Genomic DNA, 17216 nt, shown 5'->3' on the forward strand with positions numbered 1-17216 from the left:
TGTTACAATTTTTTCACTTGAAATATATGTCGGACGATGTTTAAATTAAAATCGTGAGTATAAAATTTACTGATGATGAAACGTTTTCATAGTGAGTGAATTTAATTAGATAAAATCGAGCGGTTTGTGGAATGATCCACACAACTACCAAGAGAAAAAGGGGCGAAAGACTAGATGTCAAAAATCATCGCGATTAACGCAGGAAGCTCTTCCTTAAAATTCCAATTATTTGAAATGCCAAGTGAAACAGTATTAACAAAAGGTTTAGTAGAACGTATCGGTTTAGAAGATAGTATCTTCACTATTACTGTAGATGGCGAAAAACAAAAAGAAATTACAAACATCCCAGATCACGCAGTAGCAGTTAACATGCTTCTTAGCAAATTAACTGAAAATGGAATCGTAAAATCTCTTGATGAGATTGGCGGTATCGGTCACCGTGTTGTACACGGCGGCGAAAAATTTGCGGATTCTGTTTTAATTACTGATGAAGTATTAGCGGAAATCGAAGAATTAAGCGATTTAGCACCACTTCACAACCCAGCAAACCTTGTTGGTATTAAAGCATTCCAAGAAGTATTACCAAACGTACCAGCAGTAGCAGTATTCGATACAGCATTCCACCAAACAATGCCGGAATCTGCATTCCTATACAGCTTACCGTATGAGTACTATGAGAAATTTGGTATCCGTAAATACGGTTTCCACGGAACTTCTCATAAATACGTAACTGAGCGTGCGGCTGAATTATTAGGTCGTCCAATTGAAAGCTTAAGCCTACTTTCTTGTCACTTAGGTAACGGTGCAAGTATCGCAGCAGTAGAAGGCGGTAAGTCTATCGATACTTCTATGGGCTTCACTCCACTTGCTGGTGTAACAATGGGTACACGTTCTGGTAACATTGACCCTGCGTTAATTCCATACATCATGGAAAAAACAGGCCAAACTGTAGAAGAAGTAGTTAACGTATTAAACAAGAAGAGTGGTATGTTAGGTCTTACTGGTTACTCTAGTGACCTACGTGACATCATTGCGAAAGAAGAAGAAGGCGACCACCGTGCGAAAGTAGCACTTGACGTGTTCGTAAGCCGTATCCATAAATACATTGGTTCTTACACAGCTCGTATGAAAGGCGTTGACGCTATCATCTTTACAGCTGGTGTAGGTGAAAACAGTGCAATTATTCGTGAGCGCGTATTAGAAGGCCTTGAGTACATGGGCGTATACTTCGACGCAAAACGCAATAACGTATTCGGTGAAGAAGCATTCATCAGCTTCCCTCACTCTCCAGTAAAAATTATCGTAATTCCAACTGACGAAGAAGTTATGATTGCTCGTGACGTACTACGTCTTGGAGATATTGGTTAATATATGAAAAGAAAGACGAGATCCTATAGGATTTCGTCTTTTTTCTTTTTAATATATTTTAAAATTCCATCTGGATATAATAATTTTTCCTTCTGAATGAATGCAGTAATGGGAACCCATTTTGCATATGACGCTGTTTGCTCATCTTGTATATTCACTATTTCCATTTCATATAGTGATCTGTCTAATAAACGCAAAGAATATAGTTGAATAATCTCATGACCAATTTCCTCATCTAGATGAAAGATGTTTTCTAAGCAACCTAAATAATCGATAATTTCTACTTCTGTATGAAGCTCTTCATTAAACTCTCGAATAACTGTTTCATCTGATTTTTCTCCGAGTTCAATTGATCCACCAAGAGGACGGTAATAGGTTTCATTGTCTATATTATATTCTTGTAGTAGAAGTCGATTGTGATGTATAACAATACCAAAGGATTTTGCACGTGGGTACATGAATATGATCGCTCCTTATTCATTTATATGTGGATAATTATAAGTTGAAATATAGAGAAAATCACCTTTTTATTCACGTTGTTGAGCTAATTGTAATACCGTCTAATAGTTCTTTCCAAAATGCTTCATTGTACTGGTATATATCCATCACTGGGCATTTTATAACGCAAATGTTTTGTAATCCCCAATCTTCTTCAGTGATAGTTGGTACATCGGCAGGAAGTAATAAAAGGACGGAGAAGTTATACTTGACCATTTGAGATAAAATTTGTTCAAGAAAAAGTGCTTCTTCATATGTTCCCCCGGTTCGAATAAACAATATGGATTCTTCCATTTCTACTGTAGTTAGAAAACGATTAATCCGATGCTCATAATTTAATTTAATATCTGTATAAGAAGGCCAAGAAGTTGGTGTATTTACATCTGTTTTAAAGTCATGGCAGGAGTCAATTTCATAAATGTTGTCTCGTAGTCTTAATTTCGCATCATCATCCCAAAATGAGATGAAGGACAAATTTTCTAATTCTAAAAAACGGTGAAAGCGATTTTGTAATAATAAATTTACTTTCTCTAATGAAGGACTTAGCATAAAATCAATAACGCCAAAAAATGGGGATAATCCTAGTTGATATAAAGCCCAAGCAGGCCAGCAGTTTTGTCCTAAGCTAAATACAGCACTATACTTTTGTTTTATATTGGATAGATTCATGTGATTCATCTCATCCTTTTTGCTAATATTTTATGTCATTAAAAAATGGTATGTGAATGGAGATAGACAAGCATATTTGCAAAGAATAAGCAGAAATATGTTACAATAGAAAAAAATCGAACGAGGTGGTTGTTACGATGCGATCGAAGCGAGAACAAGCCATTTTAGACAATATAAAGGAATGGGAAGCGCAATTAGTTGAGCAAGAAGCGACCGATTTTCAAAAAGTGTTTGATAAATGGTTACATACTACAGTTGCGAAATTACCTGAGAAAAAACGAAAAGAATTCTTTACGAAAGCAGATGGATGGCTTTTTCATTTGCATGCACTGATTCAAAGTTCACAATCACAATTAGATGCACGTAATCGTATTTTAGGAACATCAAGATTATTTAATGAATCAATTGAACAACTTGAAGATTTGAAAGCATTATCTATTGATCAGTTAACATACATAGCAGAGCAACAAACAGCACGTCATCGTCTATATTCATTCGTGCAAGGCGGAGCAACGGGTGCTGGAGGATTATTATTATTGACAGCTGATTTTCCGGTTATGATTGCGTTAAATGTGAATGCTGTCCAACTTATTGCAACATCGTTTGGGCATGATGTGAACAAGCCTTATGAAATGATGCTGGCGTTAAAGGTGTTTCATGCGTCATTATTGCCAGGAAGACTTCAGCAATACGCTTGGTACAACTTGCTACGAGAGCTGGAGCAAGAAGATTCGTTCTTTTATGAAGGAGACGAAGCAGTGTTACAAACAGCCTCTACCGAAGTTTTGTTAAAGCAAATTTTGAAAACATTTTCAATTTATGCTCTTCGTCGTAAATTATTCCAAGGTATCCCAGTCATCGGAATGGCAATCGGATCTACAGTAAATTATCGTTTAACAAGAAATGTTACTGAATTTGCCAATCGATTTTATCAAGTGCGCCACATAATGGAGAAAGAAAAAAAATCATAAAAAAAGCGAGAGGCCGAAGCCTTTCGCTTTTTTAATTTGTTGCATGTTTTTTGGTCATTGGAATAGATACTGGTTGCTTTTCTGCTGCTTTTTCTGCTTTTGGATAATAAATTAAATCCAATGTTTTTGCCTGTACGGCAATTGAAAGAATAGTAAAAGCAATTTCTGTCCAATTTAAATAATATAATGAAAGCGCAAGAACAATCGCGTCAAAGACGAAGAAAATTTGCCCAATTGTAAAACGAGTTCGTTTACTTAATACAATTGTTAAAATATCGTCTCCACCGGTTGCACCGCCAAATCGCAATATAAAACCGAGTCCAATACCAGCTAAAGCACCGCCAACTATTGCAGCTATAAATAAATTGTTTGATAAATCTACCGTAAATGGAGAATAATTTTCCATAAGGGAATAAAATACTCCGAATGAAATTGAACCTAAAAATGAATAGCCAACCATTTTTTTACCTAAAAATGAAGCGCACAGTAAAATAATTGGGATATCCATTATTACAGTTGAAATAGATGGTGAAATATCATAAAAATTTTGGATGAATAGTGCAATACCTACAAATCCACCTTCTGTTAAGTGGTTTTGGAAGTGAATGTGATATAGCGCTGCCGCTAAAATAAATGAACCGATTAAAACCATAAAAACTTCTTTAATAATTTGTCGACTTTGGATGTTCCTCATCGTTATTCCTTCTTTCCGTAGTTAGTAGTCCTTTTTGTGTTGTAAACTAACTACGAGCTCACATGTAGCTTTCAGTTAGTTTACGAAAAAACTAACTACGCTATATGTCGCTGAAGAAATAACGAATAATCCTCTCGTCCATCAATTCTCCCTACCTTCGTTTTAGTTTAAGTCTTAAAACGACTAAACAAAACGTGGAGTAGGATTCGTCATTTAGCAATCCTGCTCTTCTTTGTTTTGTTTTGTTTAGCTAATAACAATTAAGTCCTAAACAAAACGCTACGTGTAAGAAGAGTCTTTTTTTTGCCAAATTATCCTTCGGGCAATCATAATTTCCCCACTCTCGTATTTTTTTCGCTAGACTAAAGTATCTGAGCTGAAAAATACGCTACGTGTATGATTCGTCAATACGATGCCACATGCTCCTTCGAGCGATCATGATATCAAAATCCCTTCCTTCAAGATTTATATTATTATATCATACTTTCAAAAAATGTATGCGGATGGAAACCGACAATAAACGGAGGGAATCTACAAAAATTGTTATGTTTAAATATTTTTGTAGAAAAGCCTAAGTTATTTTGTAGGATTGGACAGTTTTTAGAAGTTTGTCCAATAAGTAAGCAAAGATGGTTTTTTATTCAGTTGTATTGTTTTCGTCACCTTTATCTTTAAAAAATGCATCCCAGCTAATCACACTTAAAAATGTTAAAGCGATAATAATGAAAGCTCGCATCATTTTGAGGCCTCCTTTTGTACATAGTATATGAATATCTTACTTTGTAATGTGTCATTTTTTTACATATTATATTAATATAGATAGATGAAAGGGAGAGTGGAGATATGCTAAAAGGCATGTTTAAAAGAAGAGAATTAAAATGCGTTTCATGTCAGAAAAAGATTGAATATGAAGAAGAGCTAGTTGCTTTTGTGAAGTTGCCGAAAGAAAGAAGTATATTAGTAGGTCCGTTTGATGTATGTTTAGCAAAAACGGCGCAAGAAATATATTGCAAAGCTTGTTACGACAAAAAAGCATGACCCAAAGTGAATGAGGGGCATGCTTTTTTCATTGGTGTGCTTTTCCCTTAGATACATTTTGAGTGAGGCGATACCAAAGCCAAAGGTCGTTAATAATAGAGGCTAAATCAGCTATTTCAGAATTAAGCCTACAGGAAATTTCAAAATTATCTTCGTTATTTAAACGATGTTGTTTTTGATTAATGTAATGTTCAAGCTCTTTTATACGATCAGGTATTTTTCCGCGAATTTGCTCCCATTTTAATAAAATACCATGCTGTGTTTTTTCAGAGATGTCTTCCCATTCTTCTTGTATGTTTGGCACTGCAATTCCTAGATGTTCATTGTATATAAAATACTTTTCCATAGATACACCTCCAATTTCCTGCCTCTATTTTACATAAAAAAAGAAAGAAATTCGACGAAATTGTTTGAAAAAAAATTATGAATTCCCCTTGATTCATTTTATGAAAGGTGTTAAAGTTTGAATTATTATAAGAAATAATGAATATTTATTCTTTAGGGGGATGTAAAATGGAGAAGAAAAAAGTTGTATTAGCATATTCCGGAGGTCTTGATACTTCCGTTGCAATTAAATGGTTACAAGAGAAGAATTATGATATTATCGCGCTTTGTTTAGATTTAGGGGAAGGAAAAGACTTAGCGTTTGTAAAAGAAAAAGCACTTTCAGTAGGTGCAATTAAATCGTATATGATTGATGTTCAAGAAGAATTCGCGAATGAATATGCATTGATGGCGATGCAAGCACACACGTTATACGAAGGGAAATATCCTCTTGTCTCTGCATTATCTCGTCCACTTATTGCGAAAAAATTAGTAGAAATCGCAGAACAAGAAGGCGCAACTGCAGTTGCACACGGATGTACAGGGAAAGGGAATGACCAAGTTCGTTTTGAAGTTTCTATTCAAGCATTGAATCCATATTTAGAAGTGATTGCGCCTGTACGTGAATGGAAGTGGTCACGTGAAGAAGAAATTGCATATGCAAAAGAAAACGATGTACCAATTCCAATTAATTTAGATAGCCCATTCTCAATCGATCAAAACTTATGGGGACGCAGCAACGAATGTGGAATTTTAGAAGATCCATGGGCAGCGCCGCCAGAAGATGCATACGAAATGACATTAGCATTAGAAGATACACCGAATAAACCAGAGTTTGTAGAAATTGGCTTTGAAGCAGGCGTACCGACGACTTTAAATGGTACTGCATATTCACTTTCAGAATTAATTAAAGCGTTAAATGCGCTTGCTGGAAAACATGGCGTTGGACGTATCGATCACGTAGAAAATCGCCTTGTTGGTATTAAATCGCGTGAAGTATACGAATGTCCAGCAGCAATGACGTTAATCACGGCGCATAAAGAGCTGGAAGATTTAACGCACGTAAAAGAAGTAGCTCATTTTAAACCGGTGATTGAGCAGAAAATAACAGAACTTATTTATAACGGTTTATGGTTCTCTCCTTTAAAACAAGCGCTTCATGCTTTCTTACAAGAAACGCAAAAGAATGTAACAGGTACAGTGCGTGTGAAATTATTTAAAGGTCATGCGATTGTAGAAGGGCGTAAATCTGAATACTCGTTATATGATGAGAAATTAGCTACGTATACTGCCCAGGATGAATTTAATCATGATGCAGCAGTTGGATTCATTTCATTATTCGGTTTACCGACGAAAGTATACAGTCAAGTGAATCAAAAGAAGGTGGAAGCGTGAGCAAACTTTGGGGCGGACGTTTTACAGAAGAAGCGGAAGCGTGGGTTGAAGAGTTTGGAGCGTCCATCTCCTTTGATCAACAATTAGTCAATCAAGATATAAATGGGAGTATTGCACACGTAACGATGCTAGCAAAGCAAGGGATCGTTACGAAAGAAGAAGCCGAGAAAATAAAGCTAGGTCTTCAATATTTATTAGAAGAAGCGAAACAAAATAAGTTACATTTCTCAGTTGAAGCTGAGGACATTCATTTAAACATTGAAAAGATGTTAATTGAAAAAATCGGTGAAGTGGGAGGGAAACTTCATACAGGCCGAAGCCGTAACGACCAAGTAGCAACAGATATGCATTTGTATATAAAAGAAAAGGTAGAAGATATTATAAAAGCTACAAAACAATTGCAAACTGTTCTTGTTCATCAAGCAGAAAATAATATTGAAACAATTATGCCTGGCTATACGCACTTGCAACGTGCGCAGCCTATATCATTTGCACATCATATTCTTGCTTACTTTTGGATGTTAGAGCGCGATGTGAATCGTTATGAAGATTCGTTAAAACGCATTAACATTTCACCACTCGGAGCAGGAGCGTTAGCTGGGACGACATTCCCGATTGACCGAGAATATAGTGCGGAGCTTCTCAGATTTAATGGAATCTATGAAAATAGTTTAGATGCGGTAAGCGATCGTGATTTCATACTGGAGTTTTTAAGTAACTCATCTATGCTCATGATGCACTTATCACGCTTTTGCGAAGAACTTATTTTATGGAGTAGCCAAGAGTTTCAATTTATTGAAATGAGCGATCAATACGCAACGGGAAGCAGTATTATGCCGCAAAAGAAAAATCCGGATATGGCGGAACTAATCCGCGGTAAAACGGGCAGAGTATACGGTAATTTATTCAGTTTACTTACAGTAATGAAAGGATTACCGCTCGCTTACAATAAAGATTTACAAGAAGATAAAGAAGGAATGTTTGATACAGTAAAAACAGTAGAAGGCTGCCTTCACATTATGGCAGGCATGCTGGAAACGATGACTGTAAACAAAGAAAAAATGGGGCAAGCTGTAACGCAAGATTTCTCTAATGCAACAGAAATTGCTGACTACTTAGCGAACAAAGGATTACCATTTCGTCAAGCTCATGAAATTGTTGGAAAGCTAGTGCTACACTGCACACAAAAAGGAATTTATTTAGTAGATGTACCACTTGCAACGTATAAAGAAATGAGCTCGTTGTTTGAAGAAGATTTGTATGAAGTTCTTTCGCCATATGCCGCTGTAAAGCGTCGTAACAGTGCTGGCGGGACAGGGTTTGAGCAAATTGAAAAAGCTTTGGAGAAGGCGAAAGGGTTAGTTGGAGAGTTTGTAGGAATTAAATGATGTATGAGATAGAAGGTAAGGTGCTTTTTATAGAAAGTACCTTACCTTTTTGTATTTAGATTTTTACAGGAGTATTTATCATTCCATAATCATAAAATGATGTTTCTCATGTATGGCTAATAGTTGAATAGATTGAATCAAATTAGGATAGTGAGCAATTGGATCTAAAAATACGATATGCTCTGCAATATTTTCTTCTATATTTTGAATGAGTTTTTTTATTTCATTTGTTTCACGTGTAAGTAATTCTTCTAATTGAGTTACATTCATAGATTGATAGACTTTTTTTGAAGGGATTAAAATCCAAGGTGCTTTCATTCCTTTGCCATGCTTTTCTTTATATTCGGCATAAATGTCATGTATGTCAGTTGCAAATGGGGTGTTTCTTCTGAGCTTGGCATAAGGGATAAGAGTGAAAGAGAATTTAATCGCTACTTTTAGCATTTTTGCAATTAAATATAGGTGATAAAAATGCTCTCCAATAGACCATTTTCCATTCTTTTGCTGATACCACAGTTGTTCTTGAGATAGTGAATGGAGATGAGGAAGGAATTCGTTCCTTTGTACATGTAATGTATGAAAATGTTTTGAGATATTTTCAGATTTCATATTTTGACACCCTCCACATTTTTCCTAATTATAGCATTTTTCGTGTGGATGTAAGTAGGCCTAGAGCAATTTGCTCTAGGCCTACAATGTATCGATTAATCATACTTATGTCGATCTTCCGTAATTCGAATATACTCAATATCCATTAAATCTCGTAGTAATGCACCATTACTTAGTTCAATTCCGTGTGTCTCTTTAAAATGTGCACGAATCGTCTCTAACATTTCAATTTCTTTTCCATTCACATCTAAAATAATACGTTCAGAATCATCCATGTAGCATCCTCCTTTTTTACACATATATATTTTGTCCGTCTATTTCTAAAAAATGTATGTTAACCTAAAGTTAGGAAATAAGAAAGGGATGAAAAATGAGACGTATTTATTTTATAGGGCTAATTTTGTACACATTAATTGTATTACATGTTGCATTCCCAAATATCTTTTCATTTGAGGATGTAGAAACAGTACACGTTGCGATATTTATTTTTGCTCTATTTGTAGTAGATTGCTTTATTTCTATATGGCTTTCGAAAAGAAAACATGTACAAGATAAAAAAGAAATGGAACGGAAAAAGAGAAAACGTTCATTTTGGATGATGACGTACTGTTTGTCTTTAGTATTTACTGCTGCCTTTTTTAGTGAGTATATTCCATTAGAAAGATTAAATATTGGTTTTGGAGCGTTCGTATTTGCATACTATTTTTTCATGCATTTTCTTCCTTATATGAAAGAGAAGCGAGGAGGAGAGGAAGATCCTCTTGTAGAAGAAGCGAGAGAACGCGAGTATAAGAGAATAGAAGAAGATATACAAAAACTCGGAGAACAAAAATGGTATTTGAAATCAAAAATCATATATGTTTTTTGTTTCATTACGCCGCCAATCGGTTATTTGTATGTTTTCTTTCTTCGTAAAAAAATGACAGAAGATGCAAAGCAATCTTATTTAACGGTAGCTACGATCATGATGGCGCTGTGGTCCTTAAAATTTCTTCCGCCTTATGTATTAGCAATTACTGTTGTTATTGTGGCTTGTCTTGTATTTATAGTAAAATATATGAAATGAAAAACACCAAGCCCATCTGGACTTGGTGTTTTATTTATACATTAAAGATCACCTTGCTCCTCATCACCACGAACAACAAGGACATCGCATTTCGCATAGCGAATAATATGTTCAGAGACGCTACCGATTAAGAAACGCTCAACAGCATTTAAACCAGTCGCACCACACATAATTAAATCTACTTTATGGTTTGGAGCGATTTCTTTTGAAATTTTAGATTTAGGATTACCAAATTCTAATACAGTTTCAATTTTTTCAAGGCCAGCTTCAAGCGCAGTTTTTTTGTAGTCTTCTAATAAGTCTTCTGCAAATAGATTTGCACGTTCAGCAATTGCGCGGCTATAAGCTTCTACTGCTGAGTATGCTTTTACATCAACGATATGAGCAATTGTTAATGTTGCATTGTTTCGTTTTGCGACTTGAATTGCTTTTTTAAAGGCTTTTTCTGCTTCTTTAGAACCGTCCACCGCGATTAAAATATTTGTATATGTATTATTCATAGTAAATTCCTCCCAATCATTTTTATTACCTTTTACAACTTTATTATAAAACAAATTTTGGTAATGTGCTTGTCGGAAACGTTACAGAATTTTGAAAACTTTGTTTTAATTCATTTTAGTTGTAATTGGTGCGAGAACTTGTTACATATGAACTATAGCAATTTAAAAGGGGGCAGTTTTGTGAGACATGCGCTCATTACAGCCGGTACGAAAGGTTTAGGAAAGCAAGTAACAGAAAAATTATTGGCTAAAGGCTATTCAGTAACAGTAACATATCATAGCGATATAACGGCTATGGAAACGATGAAAGAAACATATAAAAATATGGAAGAGCGTCTACAATTCGTGCAAGCGGATGTCACGAAAAAGGAAGATTTACATAAAATAGTAGAAGAAGCGATGAGCCGTTTTGGCAAAATTGACTTTTTAATTAATAATGCTGGTCCATATGTATTTGAACGGAAAAAGTTAGTCGATTATGAAGAAGAAGAATGGAATGAAATGATTCACGGCAATTTAACAGCGGTATTTCATTTATTAAAACTTGTCGTTCCGGTCATGAGAAAACAGAACTTTGGCCGTATTATTAATTACGGATTTCAAGGGGCAGATAGTGCACCGGGATGGATTTATCGCTCAGCTTTCGCGGCAGCAAAAGTAGGACTTGTTTCATTAACGAAAACAGTTGCCTACGAAGAAGCGGAATACGGTATTACTGCGAACATGGTATGTCCTGGTGATATTATTGGTGAAATGAAAGAGGCGACAATTCAAGAAGCACGCCAGCTGAAAAGTCATAACACACCAATTGGTAGATCTGGAACAGGTGAAGATATCGCAAGAACGATTTCGTTTTTATGTGAGGACGATTCCGATATGATTACCGGTACAATTATTGAAGTGACTGGTGCAGTGGATGTTATTCATAGACATCGATAGAACAAAATAAAATGGAGTTTTAAATAATTGGACAGTTTATCCTTCATACTAAGAGATGCGGATAATACTGTCCTTTCATGTAATATTAAATCTATCGGAAAACTTGTGTTATTTTTTTGTCAAATATTGAGATATTATGTTAGAATATAAGGGCGTAGAAAGCGCTTTAAAAAATGATTCAGGGGTCATTTCATAACTCAAGGGGGAACTAATAATGCGTATCGGTATTCCAACAGAAATTAAAAACAATGAAAACCGTGTGGCAATGACGCCAGCGGGAGCAGTACATTTAGTACAAAATGGTCATGAAGTTTTTGTTCAAAAAGGAGCAGGTTTAGGATCTGGCTTTACAGATGAAGAATACGTACAAGCTGGTGCGAAACTTGTTGAAACTGCTGAAGAAGCATGGAACCAAGATATGGTTATGAAGGTAAAAGAGCCAGTTGCAAGTGAATACGGTAATTTCCGCGAAGGTTTAATTTTATTCACATACTTACACTTAGCTCCAGAACCAGAATTAACGAAAGCATTAATTGATAACAAAGTGGTATCAATTGCATACGAAACAGTACAATTAGACAATCGTTCTTTACCATTACTTGCACCTATGAGTGAAGTAGCTGGTCGTATGTCTGCACAAATCGGTGCACAGTTCCTTGAGAAAAACAAAGGTGGTAAAGGTATTTTACTTGCAGGCGTTCCAGGGGTGAAACGCGGCAAAGTAACAGTTATCGGTGGTGGTCAAGCTGGTACAAACGCAGCGAAGATTGCAGTAGGTTTAGGTGCAGATGTAACAATCATCGACTTAAGTGCAGAACGTCTTCGTCAATTAGATGACATTTTCGGTAACCAAGTAAAAACGTTAATGTCTAATCCTTACAACATTGCAGAAGCAGTAAGAGAATCTGATCTTGTTATTGGTGCGGTATTAATTCCAGGTGCAAAAGCGCCAAAACTTGTAACAGAAGAAATGATTCAATCAATGGAACCAGGTTCTGTCGTTGTAGATATTGCGATTGACCAAGGTGGTATTTTCGAAACAACTGACCGTATTACAACTCATGACAACCCAACTTACGAAAAACATGGCGTTGTTCATTATGCAGTTGCAAATATGCCAGGTGCGGTTCCACGTACATCAACTCTTGCATTAACAAACGTAACAGTACCATATGCAGTACAAATTGCTAACAAAGGCTATAAAGACGCTTGCTTAGGCAATTCTGCATTACTAAAAGGTATTAACACATTAGATGGATATGTAACATTCGAAGCAGTTGCAGAAGCACACGGCTTACAATACGCTGATGCAAAAGAGCTTCTTGAAAAAGCTCCTGCTTTATCATAATAGAGATACATTAGAGACCTTCCTCTTATGAGGAGGGTCTTTTTTTAGGGAATAATATGTAAAAAATTGTTACTTATTGATGTTAATAGATATTAGTTGTGATAATTTAGAATTATAAAATAAAAAGAGGGGATTCAATGGGGAGAAAAAATAAGAAGAAAAAGCAAGCTAAGAGACAAAAATATATAAAGAAAAAACAGGAACAGAACATTCCAACTTCAAAAAAAATAGTCATTATGATAGAAAAAACGTTTCGGTATGTTTGTATGGTTCTGTATGTGATTTTGTGTATGTATTCATTTGGAGTGTTTTACAGTTTTGAGATAACTCCCAATATTATTGAGAGCATTCTAGAATTTATACTTGTTGCAATAGAATTAGCCTTATTCGTTATACTCTTTGCTACAGTATGGCCTAGTCATGAAAGTAAAAAAGATAGAAAAAGAAGCAAAAAATCTTCATACGCTTCAAGCTCATCAAGTGGATTCGGTGACTACAGTAGCAGTGATTGTAGTAGCTCAAGTGATGGTGGAGGAGATTGCGGAGGTGGAGGAGATTAAGTTAGTTTTTTAGAAGAACGACTAATGAAAGGATGGGACGAAAGATGGAAACTGTGAACTTAATAGAATTAACAAAGGATATTAAACATCAACATAAAAATTTCGTCGTTTCAAATGTAAATAATCATTGCTTACGAATCGCTGTATTTACTGGTGAATATGATTGGCACTATCATTCTAATTCGGATGAATTATTTATTGTGCTAGAGGGAGAATTACTTATTGATTTTGAAGATGGAGAAACAGCGGTTTTAAAGCCAAATGATTCTATTTTAATTCCAGCATGTACGATTCATAGAACGAGAGCATTAAAGAGAACGGTAAATCTTTGTTTTGAAAATATAGAGGCTGATACGATTATAGTGGAGCAATTATGAAAAAATTATCTGTAGCCGAGTATAGAAAAGTTCTTCCGGTTTTAGAAGGTAATACAAGAACAACGACGTTTGCTTATGCGGTATGTGATCAAATAATAGATGGTGAGGTTTTTGTGAACGAGAAGTTAACAGCAGGACTAATTCGTACAGCTAACGGTATCTATTATTTATTTGGTGATACTGATGATCAAAATTATAACGAAGAGTTATTTTCATATTTAAAAATAGCTATTGAAAAAACAGAGAAGAGATTTACACTCTTCACTTCGAGTGAAGAGTGGGAAATGATGTTAGAAGAGCGTTTTAGTAATGTGCTTCGGAAAATCCCGCGAATGAAATTTCAAAGAGTAACCTTTGAGGAGAGAAAACGAGATCTTAACAAAAATACATATGAAGTGAAGCGGATTGATAGAAGAGATATAGAGCGAAGCAGTGAATTTAAAGAGGAGTACTACAAAGAATATTGGGGATCAAAAGAAACGTTTTTGAATAGTGGTTTTGGATTTTGTATAGAACAAGGTGGGATAATTGTAGCTGAATGCGTCTCAATATTTAGCGGGAATGGTTTTGCTGAAATAGATATTGCAACACATGAAGCGCATCAAGGGAAAGGATTAGCTCAAGCTGTTGCAAAACGGTTCATTGAACATTGCATGCAAAATGATATTATACCGAGCTGGGATTGTTATGTAGACAATATTCCTTCACGAAAATTAGCTAGTAAATTAAGTTTTTATCATCCAATAGAATATAGTTTGTACGTAAGAAAACGGGGGAATAAAAATGAATGTAGAATTAACGAGATTTAAAGTTAAGCCTGGTAAGAGTCATCGAGTAGATGAATGGATGCAGCTTCTTAATGACAATATGAAAGAAGTCCTTTTGACATTAAACGACGAAAAGATGTATGTTGAGACAATTTTCCGGGAAATAAGAGATGGAGAAGAGTACTTATATTGGTATTCTGTGCAAGGAGAAGGCGGGGCTCTTGTCGAAAATTCTCATCATGAAATTGATAAAAAGCATGTAGCGTTTTGGTATGAGTGTATTGATGAAGAAGCACCGTCTGTTGATATGAAAACAGAAGTTGTTATGATTCAAGATGTTGTGAAGGAAGCGATGAAATAATAGAATAGTGTTTTTTGGAGAAGCACATTAAAATAGATGTGCTTTTTATTATGCAAAATTTTAAAAAAGAAAAGCTGTATTTAGATATTTTTCAGTGAAAATAAAGGGGGATTTCAAGAGCATTTTAGGACAAACTATAATGAAAAGACCTACCAATATACGGTGTAGTCGTAACAGGAAAAATAGAGGATTTACAAAGTTTACAAGGGTTACCGTATATTAAGGTTGCTGTTAGAGGTGTAACAGTTGAGAAATATCGATTACAAGTAATTAATGTGAATAATCAGAAAATTTATGTTATAATATGGGAAAAGGAGGTTTATATGAGGCAAATACATGGAGCAATTTATATTTACATAACAATGTTTTTCGTGGCGATATCCTATGGATTGGGGCACGTGTATTCGCATCCTATACTAACTTTTTTAAGCGGAGCATGTATGGCGTTTGCGCTTCTTGTCCACCTTTTCTCAGTTTGGATCGTAAAATTTCAATTAAATATTAGTGAAATAGAAGAAGGCACTTTTTAAAGGGCCTTCTTTTTTAGTAATATTGGCGAAGTCCTTGTAGTAATTTTTCAATTTCGTATTCAGTTTCCTTACATATAGATATTGTACGTAATCTGAAAAATAAGCTACGTAAGAAAGCTTTTATATTTCCGTATAGAAATTCGTATGATTCAATATGTAGCGTTGATTTTTGAACTTGTAATTGAGTTGCTAAATCACGAAGGGCTAATATGAGTACTTCTTCCTTTAGGCCATTTTGCAGCATTGCGACAATTGGATAAACGAGACGCTCATCTTCTTCGTATTTGTAATAGATGGAATGAACACAAACTTTGTTTAATAAAGTTTGTAATATTTCTTCGTAATATAAATTTTCCAGTTTAGGACTATTCACAAGCGCTTCAAATGTATCGGAAGCATGAGCGACACTATGCGCCCAGCCACGTTCTTGGACATAGCCTCGTAAGTCGTGCTCTTTGTTCATATATAAAATTAATTGATCTTTTACATTTAATATATCAGTCTGTGATAAGAAATTATGATTTGTATCCGCATCAATAATGAGCGCAATTAATAATGTCGTAAATGCACGGGTAAATACCGCATCTTCGTCATCCGAATGAATCTTATACAATAAATATTTATCACTGATGCTTTCTAATAATAGTTTCTGCAAGTGTGAGTGTGAAATATAGCCCTTCTTGATGAGATGATAAAAAGTAGAGTAAATAAGTTTATCCCTTAAATAACTATCAGTAACACCGATATGTTCAAGCATATTGGAACTTAAAGAATTGATATGAATTGTGTTGTCCAGTATGTAATTATTATTACGAATTTCTTCTAACTGTTGTTGTAACATATAAACCTCCTATTTTAGAAAATTCTGCATTTTAATAATATAATAAAAGGAAGAAATAGACAATAAAGTGAAGCTTTAATCAGTGGGGGGTTCATCCCCCAACTAACTTCTTTGCTTTCACCGAATTTTGAGGTTGGGGTCTTACTGCCCGTTACTGCGGGATAAATAAGTGCTTTTGAATGGAGGGCATTATGAAGAGAGCATTATTCTTTTTTATAAGTATTTTCTTTTTAGGAAGTTGTTCGATTTCGTATGTTACTTTTTCTAGCGAGAGCAAAAGTTGGACGGGGCAATATAAAGGGCATATTAAGGATGACAGTGAAGATGGAATATTTACGTTTCAGTATAAGGGCGGAGATGGAAATACAGAATTTAAAAATTTGGAGATTTCTATTCATGGGACCTTTAGTACAATGAAAGAAACGTCAGAAGTTCATAAAGGAGCAAGGATTGAAATGAAATCTTCTTGTGTAAGTTGTGCGCCTCTATCTAAAGATGAACCGATAGAGATTGTGATTAAATGGGATGATAAGTATGAAGAGAAGATGGTTTTAAAGCGGAAATAGCAAACATAGAGTGAGGGATAAAAATGAGTAGGAATATGAGAGTTTCTATGTATATATTTTTTAGTGTATTTCTAATCATATTATCAGCGTGTACTACAAAACAAGTAGAGGTAAAAAAAGTACCTGAAGAAGGGTATGTCATAGTAAGAAATGATGCGGTATTTTTTGTCGGTGATAAAACGTTTAATACAAAAGTAGAGTTGCAACATTATATAGAACAACAAATGAATAAAGAACATCCATCAGATATAGTGTTGAGCTTTAAGGAGAAAAACGCATCTAATCAATTAAAAACAGGAGATAAAATAAAAGTATGGTCTTCTCACATACTTGAAAGTTACCCAGGACAAATGATTGTAGAGAAATTTAAAGTAGTAGAAAAATAGAAAAAGGCAGCAATTAAGCTG

The 17216-nt window shown here is 35.0% G+C and carries 23 protein-coding genes; 15 read left to right on the forward strand and 8 right to left on the reverse strand.

Features of this window, described 5'->3' with window-relative positions; all coding sequences use genetic code 11:
* Positions 1 to 174: 174 nt before the first annotated feature.
* Positions 175 to 1368 (forward strand): acetate kinase, encoded by a 1194-nt coding sequence (gene ackA, locus DPQ31_RS22655; protein ID WP_000034585.1) that lies wholly within the window; start codon positions 175 to 177, stop codon positions 1366 to 1368.
* Positions 1369 to 1391: 23 nt separating this feature from the next.
* On the opposite strand, the gene DPQ31_RS22660 is transcribed toward ackA, so the two are convergent.
* Both DPQ31_RS22660 and DPQ31_RS22665 read right to left on the reverse strand, forming a co-directional pair.
* On the reverse strand, positions 1392 to 1826 hold the full coding sequence (locus DPQ31_RS22660) for an NUDIX hydrolase (RefSeq protein ID WP_000283516.1): 435 nt from the start codon (positions 1824 to 1826) through the stop codon (positions 1392 to 1394).
* 73 nt (positions 1827 to 1899) lie between these two features.
* Positions 1900 to 2535, reverse strand: a complete 636-nt coding sequence (locus DPQ31_RS22665) for a DUF1796 family putative cysteine peptidase (RefSeq protein WP_098911631.1) — start codon at positions 2533 to 2535, stop codon at positions 1900 to 1902.
* Positions 2536 to 2672: 137 nt separating this feature from the next.
* On the opposite strand from DPQ31_RS22665, the gene DPQ31_RS22670 reads away from it, so the two are divergent.
* Positions 2673 to 3506 (forward strand): EcsC family protein, encoded by an 834-nt coding sequence (locus DPQ31_RS22670; RefSeq protein WP_208731037.1) that lies wholly within the window; start codon positions 2673 to 2675, stop codon positions 3504 to 3506.
* A gap of 31 nt (positions 3507 to 3537) precedes the next feature.
* On the opposite strand, the gene DPQ31_RS22675 is transcribed toward DPQ31_RS22670, so the two are convergent.
* Positions 3538 to 4200, reverse strand: coding sequence for a YitT family protein (locus tag DPQ31_RS22675; RefSeq protein ID WP_001244520.1), 663 nt, complete (start codon positions 4198 to 4200; stop codon positions 3538 to 3540).
* Positions 4201 to 5043: 843 nt separating this feature from the next.
* Between DPQ31_RS22675 and DPQ31_RS22680 the strand changes: the two genes are divergently transcribed.
* The gene (locus DPQ31_RS22680; protein ID WP_208731038.1) at positions 5044 to 5238 is read left to right on the forward strand and encodes a hypothetical protein; all 195 of its coding nucleotides are present in this window, start codon (positions 5044 to 5046) and stop codon (positions 5236 to 5238) included.
* 28 nt (positions 5239 to 5266) lie between these two features.
* Here the strand turns inward: DPQ31_RS22680 and DPQ31_RS22685 are convergent, their stop codons facing one another.
* Positions 5267 to 5584: a radical SAM protein gene (locus DPQ31_RS22685; protein ID WP_208731039.1), complete on the reverse strand. Its 318-nt coding sequence runs from the start codon at positions 5582 to 5584 to the stop codon at positions 5267 to 5269.
* Positions 5585 to 5751: 167 nt separating this feature from the next.
* On the opposite strand from DPQ31_RS22685, the gene DPQ31_RS22690 reads away from it, so the two are divergent.
* A complete protein-coding gene (locus DPQ31_RS22690; protein WP_087970565.1) occupies positions 5752 to 6957 on the forward strand; it encodes an argininosuccinate synthase in 1206 nt (401 codons plus the stop codon).
* Entirely contained in the window at positions 6954 to 8345 is a 1392-nt protein-coding gene (gene argH, locus DPQ31_RS22695) for an argininosuccinate lyase (protein ID WP_208731040.1), read from the forward strand. The genes DPQ31_RS22690 and argH overlap by 4 nt, the downstream gene beginning before the upstream one ends.
* 78 nt (positions 8346 to 8423) lie before the next feature.
* On the opposite strand, the gene DPQ31_RS22700 is transcribed toward argH, so the two are convergent.
* Positions 8424 to 8954: a DinB family protein gene (locus DPQ31_RS22700; RefSeq protein WP_208731042.1), complete on the reverse strand. Its 531-nt coding sequence runs from the start codon at positions 8952 to 8954 to the stop codon at positions 8424 to 8426.
* A gap of 95 nt (positions 8955 to 9049) precedes the next feature.
* On the reverse strand, positions 9050 to 9229 hold the full coding sequence (locus DPQ31_RS22705) for a hypothetical protein (RefSeq protein WP_052943339.1): 180 nt from the start codon (positions 9227 to 9229) through the stop codon (positions 9050 to 9052).
* 95 nt (positions 9230 to 9324) lie between these two features.
* On the opposite strand from DPQ31_RS22705, the gene DPQ31_RS22710 reads away from it, so the two are divergent.
* On the forward strand, positions 9325 to 10020 hold the full coding sequence (locus DPQ31_RS22710) for a hypothetical protein (RefSeq protein ID WP_199632135.1): 696 nt from the start codon (positions 9325 to 9327) through the stop codon (positions 10018 to 10020).
* Positions 10021 to 10061: 41 nt separating this feature from the next.
* Here DPQ31_RS22710 and DPQ31_RS22715 read toward each other — a convergent pair whose 3' ends face one another.
* The gene (locus DPQ31_RS22715; RefSeq protein ID WP_001066672.1) at positions 10062 to 10520 is read right to left on the reverse strand and encodes a universal stress protein; all 459 of its coding nucleotides are present in this window, start codon (positions 10518 to 10520) and stop codon (positions 10062 to 10064) included.
* A 147-nt stretch (positions 10521 to 10667) separates the two neighbouring features.
* Between DPQ31_RS22715 and DPQ31_RS22720 the strand changes: the two genes are divergently transcribed.
* From DPQ31_RS22720 to DPQ31_RS22755, 7 genes are all read left to right on the forward strand, one after another.
* Positions 10668 to 11459 carry an SDR family oxidoreductase gene (locus tag DPQ31_RS22720; RefSeq protein WP_016109188.1) on the forward strand — a complete coding sequence of 264 codons (792 nt, stop codon included), beginning with the start codon at positions 10668 to 10670 and terminating at the stop codon, positions 11457 to 11459.
* Between the two features lie 214 nt (positions 11460 to 11673).
* On the forward strand, positions 11674 to 12807 hold the full coding sequence (gene ald, locus DPQ31_RS22725; protein WP_001219395.1) for an alanine dehydrogenase: 1134 nt from the start codon (positions 11674 to 11676) through the stop codon (positions 12805 to 12807).
* Between the two features lie 137 nt (positions 12808 to 12944).
* Positions 12945 to 13367 carry a hypothetical protein gene (locus DPQ31_RS22730; protein ID WP_052943341.1) on the forward strand — a complete coding sequence of 141 codons (423 nt, stop codon included), beginning with the start codon at positions 12945 to 12947 and terminating at the stop codon, positions 13365 to 13367.
* A gap of 44 nt (positions 13368 to 13411) precedes the next feature.
* Positions 13412 to 13744 carry a cupin domain-containing protein gene (locus DPQ31_RS22735; RefSeq protein ID WP_052943342.1) on the forward strand — a complete coding sequence of 111 codons (333 nt, stop codon included), beginning with the start codon at positions 13412 to 13414 and terminating at the stop codon, positions 13742 to 13744.
* Entirely contained in the window at positions 13741 to 14553 is an 813-nt protein-coding gene (locus DPQ31_RS22740) for a GNAT family N-acetyltransferase (RefSeq protein ID WP_208731044.1), read from the forward strand. Before DPQ31_RS22735 ends, DPQ31_RS22740 begins: the two co-directional genes overlap by 4 nt.
* Positions 14528 to 14872, forward strand: coding sequence for a DUF6176 family protein (locus DPQ31_RS22745; protein ID WP_052943344.1), 345 nt, complete (start codon positions 14528 to 14530; stop codon positions 14870 to 14872). Before DPQ31_RS22740 ends, DPQ31_RS22745 begins: the two co-directional genes overlap by 26 nt.
* A gap of 323 nt (positions 14873 to 15195) precedes the next feature.
* Positions 15196 to 15402 (forward strand): hypothetical protein, encoded by a 207-nt coding sequence (locus DPQ31_RS22755; protein ID WP_001248905.1) that lies wholly within the window; start codon positions 15196 to 15198, stop codon positions 15400 to 15402.
* A gap of 13 nt (positions 15403 to 15415) precedes the next feature.
* On the opposite strand, the gene DPQ31_RS22760 is transcribed toward DPQ31_RS22755, so the two are convergent.
* Entirely contained in the window at positions 15416 to 16243 is an 828-nt protein-coding gene (locus tag DPQ31_RS22760; RefSeq protein ID WP_000941467.1) for a DUF2785 domain-containing protein, read from the reverse strand.
* A 191-nt stretch (positions 16244 to 16434) separates the two neighbouring features.
* On the opposite strand from DPQ31_RS22760, the gene DPQ31_RS22765 reads away from it, so the two are divergent.
* Both DPQ31_RS22765 and DPQ31_RS22770 read left to right on the forward strand, forming a co-directional pair.
* Positions 16435 to 16809 carry a hypothetical protein gene (locus DPQ31_RS22765; RefSeq protein ID WP_208731046.1) on the forward strand — a complete coding sequence of 125 codons (375 nt, stop codon included), beginning with the start codon at positions 16435 to 16437 and terminating at the stop codon, positions 16807 to 16809.
* A gap of 23 nt (positions 16810 to 16832) precedes the next feature.
* Entirely contained in the window at positions 16833 to 17195 is a 363-nt protein-coding gene (locus DPQ31_RS22770) for a DUF3221 domain-containing protein (RefSeq protein WP_016109182.1), read from the forward strand.
* The last annotated feature ends 21 nt before the right edge of the window (positions 17196 to 17216 follow it).

The sequence above is a fragment of the Bacillus sp. COPE52 genome, from assembly GCF_003355115.1.
Classification (GTDB): Bacteria; Bacillota; Bacilli; order Bacillales; family Bacillaceae_G; genus Bacillus_A; species Bacillus_A toyonensis.